Below are 3,375 nucleotides of genomic sequence, written 5' to 3'. Positions count from 1 at the left end.
CCCGAATTTTCTCAATATTGTCTTCCCAGTTAGCCCCATCAAAGAACTGGATCTGAAAATCGCCTAAGACATTGCCCTCCAAACAGCGCAGGTTTATATCTATAGCGTCAGGATGGGAGCGGGGACGATAGAAAGGATGAATACCACAAACACGACAAAAATAATGTTGGGCTGTGTGGGTATTAAATGTATAGGTACTTAAAAAATCTTCACCGCTTAGGAGGGTAAATTGTGCTGAAGGAACAATCAGATGCAGAAAGCCTTTTTTCTGACAAATCGAACAATTACAGTCTAGAGCTTGATCATGCTCGATCGCCACTTGAAAACGGATCGCTCCACAGTGACAACCCCCCCCATAAATCTTTGCTTGTGTTGTTGCTGTCATAACTTCTAAACTACTAAACAATAAAGCTGGTTTCCTCTCCCCTAGCGGCGATCCAGCTACGGGCATCGTAGTATAAATCGGCTAAGGTAATCTTCCCTAGGGCCTCTTTTAATTTCTCGTGTAGGTGTTTCCAGATAGTAAATGTCACCCAATCTTCTGCCTGTTCGTCCCTGGGATGATAGCCTGATAATGGCTCGATCGTCTCTCCCACTGCCTCCAAAATTTGCCCCAACGAGATCCGATTTGCCGGCCTAGCCAATTGATAACCCCCTTGCGATCCCCGAAAGGAACGAACTAACCCCGCTCGTCGCATTTCTATCAGCAATTTCTCTAGATAAGCAGCCGGGATATCTTGACGCAGGGCGATCGATTTTACCGATACGGGAGTTCCCCTCGGTTGTAAACTAAGATCCAGCAAGGCTTTAACACTATAGTGACCCCTAGTTGTTAGCTTCATTATCCCTCATTTTTACCTCTTGATCTCTATCCTACCCCGGCTCTCATTGATGAGAGAAAGGCTAACCTCCCTTACCCCGGCATCTCGATCAACATTGATAAATTCTCTTAAGATTTCGATCGAGAGATAGAGTCTAATCCATTACAATCAATTTCCCCAAGCAAGTGATAATTTTTAGTTTATACCGTGTAAGATAAGTGTAGAGATCAATCGTAACCCGATTGTTTCTGGTCAGGGGGAGCAATTCTCCTCGACTAGCCTTGATGACCCTAACCGTTACTTATCTACTGCGAACTTAAATGAACACAACTACCAATCCAGAACCCCTGACTGGCCTCGAACTAATTGAGAAAGTTAAACAGCTAGGCAACCTCAGCAAAGAGGAAAAAGCCCGGGAATGCGGCTACTATACCATGACAAAAAATGGTATTGAACGCGTTAATATGATGAAATTTCTCAATGCTCTAATCGATGCCGAGGGAATTGACTTAGATAGCAGTGCCAATGGTCACGGACGAGGTGGGCGCTCGGCCAGCTACCGGATCAGTGTCCAATCAAATAATAATCTTCTGATCGGTTCGGCCTACACCAAAAAAATGGGACTCAAACCGGGAGATGAATTTGAAATTACTTTGGGGAGAAAACATATTCATCTCAAGCAAGTTGGCGCCAGCGACGACGACGAATAGCCATAATTAAGGAGAGAGCCTTTTCACTCTCTCCTTGCTAAGTAGTCGTGCAAAATTAATTTCCTAGTCGAGACTCCGAGACAGGAGACTCCGAGACAGGAGACTCCGAGACGGGGGACTCCGAGACAGCTATCAGGGATCAGATTTGAATTTTTAGTTCACTGTTTACTGATCACAACAAAAAGCGTTTGGCTGACGGCTGACGGCTTGGATGTGTAATTAATTTTGCTTAGGTACTTATCAGATGAGATAAGCTCTTGTCTCTTGAAACTAGGTATTTTATCCTCAATCGGTCTTTAAGCATCTAGATAGGGTTGGCTGAATAAATCTAAAAACCTTGTTGGGTAAGACTTTTAGACTTTTTTGACATCCAAAAGTGCCGGGCATGGGAGTGAGCAGGGGGAAAATTCCTGGACTTTTTCCCTGAAAATTGGGTAATTGACCACCTGAAGATCGGTAAAACCCTACACCCTACACCCTACACCCCACACCTTGCCCCCAGGAAAAACTTTTTCAGCAGACCCTAACTAGGAATTCTCCGCTTCTTTGGAGACAATCCAGAAAGCGTGGATAATGCCGGGGACATAACCAATTAAAGTTAAGATGATGTTGATAACAAAGGCTAAACTCAGTCCCGTGGTCAAAAATACGGCTAAGGGCGGCAAAAAAAACGCACAAACTAGGCGAAGAAACATTGTCAGTACCTCAAAAAGACTTTAGTGAATCTTAATTCTATATTAAGCTTGCTCTCCTTAAATTTGCCATAAAATGGCAGTGATCCCAGAAAAATTAAGGAGAAATTCATGATCGGCATTCTTTTAAATATTCTTGCCACTGCCCTGAGTTTATTTGCCAAGAACTCTATCAACAAGGAGAAAAAAAGCCAAAATATACCGAGTTTTCCAAAAGACTAACTCAGACTAAAAAAACAGAATAAAGAAAGTGGTTAACTGAGGTTTCTTCTATTCCTTTACAACAGTCTTTGAGAGATTTAGAGACAGCCTATTCTAACTTTTTTGCATTTTGTCAGGCAGAAAGGAAGGGAAAAAAAGTAAAACCTCCCAAGTTTAAAAAACGTAAATCTCAACAATCGGCAAGATTTACTGACAATGGTTTTACCGTTAATCAACACCACGTTACTTTGGCAAAAATCGGTGATTTAAAAGTCGTTTGGAGCCGTCCATTACCCTCTAAACCTTCTAGCGTCACCGTGATTAAAGACGCAGCGGATCGATACTTTCTCAGTTTCGTTGTCGAGATTCGTCCTGAAACTTTGCCAGATAACAAGCAAACCGTAGGGATCGATCTAGGGATTGCTACCTTTGCGACTCTTTCAACAGGGGAAAAGTTCAACGCACCAAAACCGTTAAAGAAACGACTAAAACGGCTTAAAAAGGCACAACGAAACCTTTCTAGAAAACAGAAAGGAAGTAACCGACGGGAAAAAGCCAGAAAACAAGTGGCTAAAATCCACGCAAAGATTAAAGACACTCGCACTGATTTCTTACATAGGGTCTGCTGAAAAAGTTTTTCCTGGGGGTAGGAGTCAGTAGCCGGTCGTCAGGAGCCGGTCGTTTCGGGCTTTGTTGCCATTGTTTTTTGTACCAAGCTATGTACTACAAGAAGGATAATGCAAGGTTTTTGAACGTCCCAATCCTATTTTCGCAGCATGAACATCGGACTTTAACAGGTCAAAAGCTTTATTTTAAAAGGGTTTTACCATTATTCAGCAAACCCTAAGTAGCCTATACTCAAGGGATTCAGTCTTAAATGCGATCGCCCTGCTCGCTCCTTCCCAGGGCTTGACATAAATCCCGCAATAATGTTATGATGAGGGACTGGCT

Annotated in this window: 4 protein-coding genes and 1 pseudogene; 2 read left to right on the top strand and 3 right to left on the bottom strand. The window is 42.9% G+C overall.

Features of this window, described 5'->3' with window-relative positions; genetic code table 11:
* Both PX482_RS04560 and PX482_RS04555 read right to left on the bottom strand, forming a co-directional pair.
* Positions 1–451, bottom strand: a 451-nt coding sequence (locus tag PX482_RS04560) for a GFA family protein (protein ID WP_288122126.1), incomplete at its 3' end; no start/stop codon positions are given.
* A complete protein-coding gene (locus tag PX482_RS04555) occupies positions 399–842 on the bottom strand; it encodes an Rrf2 family transcriptional regulator (RefSeq protein ID WP_002738021.1) in 444 nt (147 codons plus the stop codon). The genes PX482_RS04560 and PX482_RS04555, both read right to left, overlap by 53 nt.
* Positions 843–1,141: 299 nt before the next feature.
* On the opposite strand from PX482_RS04555, the gene PX482_RS04550 reads away from it, so the two are divergent.
* Positions 1,142–1,531: an AbrB family transcriptional regulator gene (locus PX482_RS04550; protein ID WP_002737568.1), complete on the top strand. Its 390-nt coding sequence runs from the start codon at positions 1,142–1,144 to the stop codon at positions 1,529–1,531.
* A gap of 527 nt (positions 1,532–2,058) precedes the next feature.
* Here the strand turns inward: PX482_RS04550 and PX482_RS04545 are convergent.
* Complete coding sequence (locus PX482_RS04545) at positions 2,059–2,226, bottom strand: YqaE/Pmp3 family membrane protein (RefSeq protein WP_002757335.1); 168 nt, start codon at positions 2,224–2,226, stop codon at positions 2,059–2,061.
* Positions 2,227–2,381: 155 nt separating this feature from the next.
* Here PX482_RS04545 and PX482_RS04540 point away from each other — a divergent pair.
* A pseudogene (locus PX482_RS04540) lies at positions 2,382–3,047 on the top strand (RNA-guided endonuclease InsQ/TnpB family protein); the annotation flags it as partial.
* Positions 3,048–3,375 lie beyond the last annotated feature (328 nt).

Source organism: Microcystis sp. M53602_WE12 (assembly GCF_030065455.1).
Lineage (GTDB): Bacteria > Cyanobacteriota > Cyanobacteriia > Cyanobacteriales > Microcystaceae > Microcystis > Microcystis aeruginosa.
This window is presented reverse-complemented; position numbering and strand designations above follow the sequence as displayed.